The organism is Microcystis sp. M53598_WE2, assembly GCF_030067735.1.
GTDB lineage: Bacteria > Cyanobacteriota > Cyanobacteriia > Cyanobacteriales > Microcystaceae > Microcystis > Microcystis aeruginosa.
This window is the reverse complement of record NZ_JASJFE010000023.1, coordinates 1-4,441: the sequence shown is the minus strand read 5'-3', so window position 1 is coordinate 4,441 and position 4,441 is coordinate 1. Positions and strand designations below refer to the sequence as shown.

The 4,441-nt window shown below is 39.9% G+C and carries 4 protein-coding genes; 3 read left to right on the top strand and 1 reads right to left on the bottom strand.

Annotated elements, in window-relative coordinates:
* Positions 1-465, bottom strand: a 465-nt coding sequence (locus tag PX636_RS00520; RefSeq protein WP_288115882.1) for a family 10 glycosylhydrolase, incomplete at its 3' end; no start/stop codon positions are given.
* A gap of 698 nt (positions 466-1,163) precedes the next feature.
* Here PX636_RS00520 and PX636_RS00515 point away from each other — a divergent pair.
* The 3 genes from PX636_RS00515 to PX636_RS00505 all read left to right on the top strand — a co-directional run.
* Positions 1,164-2,606, top strand: coding sequence for a sensor histidine kinase (locus PX636_RS00515; RefSeq protein WP_288115881.1), 1,443 nt, complete (start codon positions 1,164-1,166; stop codon positions 2,604-2,606).
* A 92-nt stretch (positions 2,607-2,698) separates the two neighbouring features.
* The gene (locus PX636_RS00510) at positions 2,699-3,796 is read left to right on the top strand and encodes a saccharopine dehydrogenase family protein (protein ID WP_002795634.1); all 1,098 of its coding nucleotides are present in this window, start codon (positions 2,699-2,701) and stop codon (positions 3,794-3,796) included.
* A gap of 3 nt (positions 3,797-3,799) precedes the next feature.
* On the top strand, positions 3,800-4,441 hold a 642-nt coding region (locus PX636_RS00505; protein WP_502882833.1), incomplete at its 3' end, for a DUF8459 domain-containing protein.

Genomic DNA, 4,441 nt, shown 5'->3' with positions numbered 1-4,441 from the left:
GATTTCTGCTAGTAGATCTCTACCGACTAACTCTTTTTCAAGGTTGACTTTTTTGAGTTTTTCCTTATCAGCAGTGAAAACATTATCAGCAATTTGTGATTGAAAAAACACATAGCCTTTGTTCCAAACTACTAGATAAAGAGTATTAAATCCTAAATTTTTAAGTTTTTCCAACCCAGCTTTTAGGTTATCTTTAGACTTGAGAATATCACTGTCAACATTGGTGAGCCAAACGCCCCGTATTTCTTCTACTTGTACATGATCATCAAAGAAAAATCCCGCTTTTCCCACTGAACCTTGTTCTGCGGCTAACTTGACAGAATAATGATTATTTTGGCGAAAATAAGATTTAATTGGCAGTTTAGTTCCCGCTTTGATTAAGGATTTTTGCCCACTATTGAGGGTTTCAGAAAAAGCTGTGGAAGACTTGAAAAACGTATCCTGAAGAATATGAATGTGCAGCATATTTTTTACTCTCTCTCAGACAAAGGATAAATGAACCTCAAATCCGCAGCAGCGACGGGTTCGGAAGACAGACAAGCGCACTTAGTTCTGATTAATTCTCAGAATTTGCTCACGGCAAAATATAGTCAATAACCGACCCCAACTATTGCTGAACAGTTACCACTACTCAACTGTTTACCTAGCTTGAAAGCAACACTTAAACAGGCAAACCAAGAGCCGATGGTTCCTCCCATTGACCTAAGGTCAAGGCAAAAGGGTTTGGGAGCAAAGATTGGTTAGTTAGGGAAATAATTTGGGAACAATTTAACTTGCTCTATGATAACCATAGATAAACAAAAAAAATACTTAAATGTAACAAAAAAACACATAAGTCGGCAGGTGTAATTAAATATCAGACTTATCGAGGTTGAATTGAGCCACGAACCCCACAACCAGCATAGGTAATCAACTGGACTAACCTATATTACAAATCATTAAACCGATTGACAGCCTTTCTGATCAAGATGAAGTGTAACCTAATTTGCTATCGACGACCGACTCCCCAAAAGCAAAACTTTGTACCTCACTATTAAGATAACTGCCCTAGGTAAAAACGCGGATATCACTGCTAATAGAGTTCGGTTTTACCGTTATGGGATGAGCATTAACGGGGGTACTATTCTAGGTAAGGAATTTGTATCTAGTCAGTGATGAAGACGATGTTAAAGGGGTCTTTACCGAAATTAAGCGATATTTTCCCGCCGACTGACCATCAGGACCGGGAAACTTTCACCCCCAATGCTTTTTATCCTAATTTATCGGAATGGCTCAAGCGCTCGCAACTGAAAGCGGAAAGTGAATGGTTCGCAGCGATCGCCGCTTTAGAAAATATCTTATTACAAAACCAAAATAATGCTGCCGCCGGTCGGGGTTTAATTCTCTCCGGTCCGACGGCTTTAGTTAGAGAAAGCAAGGCTTTAACGGGTTTTGAATTTGGTGTTTTTACTGTTAAAGCTTTAAAACATTTACAATGGCCGGGTTTGCAATTGCCTTCTCAGGAAAAATCCGCCGCCGATGTTTCCCCGACGGAGATTCATGAATTGCCTCTCTTGCCAACGGATCCGATTGCTAATGAAAGATTTTGTCTGGTTTTTAGCGAAAGTTTCGCTCTTTTGCTGGTTTTAGGCGAGGATCAGTGGGGTTTGTCCTCTTTTCAATTTTCCTTTGATCCCGTCCTCACCCAGCAAGCCTGGCAGCAGTTGCGGCAACGATTAGTTAATCTGCGTTATCCGCAAATCGGGACTTTAGAGGCAATTATCGAGGCTAATGGCAGTCCCTCGCCGGATTATCGTCTAGTTAGCCAATTTAGTCGCCAATTACTGCAAAATTTACCCAACCAGCCTAATTTAGACCTGAAAAAAACGAAATCGCCTATCAATGCCGAAATCACTCCGCCAAAGGAAGATAATTCTAATTTAGAATCGGGTTGTGATTTGGAATTATTGCGCGCTTTAACCCACGAAATTCGCACCCCTTTAACCACCATTCGCACCATTACCCGATTATTATTAAAACGGGCAAAAGTAACGGAAGATGTGCAGAAATATTTAGAAACAATCGATTTAGAATGTAGTGAACAAATTCAGCGCATGGAATTAATTTTCCGAGCCGCAGAATTGGGTATTAATCCTCTGGGGGATAAACCGATTCAATTAATTCCAATTGCTCTAGAAAAAGTCTTTCAAGATAGTATTCCCCGGTGGCAAAAACAAGCTAAACGGCGCAATGTCAATTTAGAAGTTAATGTACCGAAAAAATTGCCTTCGGTAATTAGTGACCCGAATTTATTGGATCAAATGTTAAATGGAGTCGTGGAAAAATGTACTCGCAGTATGGCTAGTGGTGGCCTGTTGCAGGTACATATATCAACGGCAGGAAATCAATTAAAAATGCAGTTCCAAACTCAGGTAAAATCGCCTAATCTTACCCTCAAAGCTTTGGGAAAAGTCCTAATGTTTCAACCAGAAACCGGTAGTTTAAGTCTGAATATGAAGGTGACTAAAAACCTTTTTCAAGCTTTGGGAGGTAAATTGATTGTGCGTGAAAAACCCGAAGAAGGTGAGATTTTAACTATTTTCTTGCCCCTCGGACGCATTAAATAAGTTGTGATTATTCTCAATTTTTCATCTTGTAAAATAGGCAAAATTGCCAAGAGGATGCTATACTAGGGCAACAAATATTATTGATAGTTGCCATGGAAAAAACTGTTTTAATTTTAGGTGGCACTGGTCGCATTGGTCAAAGTGTCGCCCTAGATATTATTAATCATACTGCAGCTAAAATTATTGTCACTGGACGGAAGGAAAAAGCGATTAAATTACTGCCAAGAATGCAGTTTTTGGCTTTAGATTTAGAAGAAATAGACAAGCTTAGACAGGCAATTAAAAAGAGTGATTTAGTTATTCATTGTGCCGGTCCCTTTCATTATCGCGATGGCAGGGTAGTAAAAATTTGCATCGAAGAAAAAGTCAATTATATTGATGTTAGTGATCATCGTTCTTTTTATCAAAAGTTAATTCCCTATCGAGAATTAGCGATAAAAGCGGGAATAACTGCCGTGGTTAATACGGGAATTTTCCCCGGTATTTCTAATAGTATAGTGCGAGAGGGAGTGGAACAGTTAGATAGGGTAGAAACGATCCGTTTAAATTATGCCGTAGCTGGTTCAGGAGGTGCGGGATTAACCGTGATGCGGACTACTTTTCTCGGCTTAAAAAAGCCTTTTTTAGCTTGGATTGAGGGACAATGGCAAGAGATTAAACCCTATACTGCTAGAGAAGTAATTGACTTTCCCGCTCCTTTAGGTAAAACTGGTGTTTATTGGTTTGATATGCCAGAAACCTATACTTTTGCTGAATCTTTTCAAGTGCAAAATGTGATTACAAAATTTGGTTCTATTCCCGATTTTTATAATCATTTAACTTGGATTACTGCCCATATTTTTCCCGATGCTTGGGTAGAAAGTTCTCGGGGAATCGAGTTTTTTTCCCAAGTTAGTTATCGCATGACAGAAGTAACCGATAAATTTTCGGGAATTGGGGTAGCAATGTTAGCAAAAGTGGCCGGATGGCAAGGGCAGCAAAAAGCAGTTTATCAAGCAACTATGCTTCACGAGAATACTGCTCAAGCAGCGGGTTGGGGAACTGGCAGCGTGGCAGAATTAATCTTAGCGGCAAAACTCCAAAAAGCCGGGATTTATCCGGTGGAACAGGTGTTATCCACAGAACTATTCCATGCTACGATGAAAAAAAGAGGTATTAAACTCGATCGCTCCTGTGCAATTGTGGCTTAGAAGATGCAAAAAATCTGGCGTTACCTAGGGCTGTTTTGTTTAGTTTTGTTACTGACTTTATCCCCCATCCTCATGATAGCGGCCCAGAATAATCCTGCTAAACAAGGACAGGAAACACCCCTGGAAACTTTGGGAGAAGTTTTTCCCGTCATGCTTGATAATCAAGAACTTTTTACGATTCGGCAGGGAATAGGTTCTTTTTCAGCGCAAGAAAGAGCGAAATCGATTACAACCAGAATTGAAAAAATTGCCGATGACGATGCTCTTTCTCCTGAAGATTTAACCATAAAAATCGATCCTGAAGACAAAAACCCCTCGATTATTTTGGGAGATACGGTTATTGCTACTATTACTTCTAAAGATGCCAAATTACACTCAGTAAGTCAAGAAGTATTGGCCGAACGAGCTTTAGCAAAGATTAAAGCGGCCATTGTCCGTTATCGTCAAGAACGTCAACCGGATAACCTCTTAAAAGATGCAACTTTGACGGTAAGTGCTACCTTGGCCACGGTCTTAATTTTCTGGGTAATAATTTTTATATCTTCGCGGGTTTTTCCCCAGATTCAGAGATTAATCACCTCCCTAGTTCCTGGGGTCGTATTCCAAAATTTTGAGATTATTAGTTCCCAGACAATAGGAATTTGT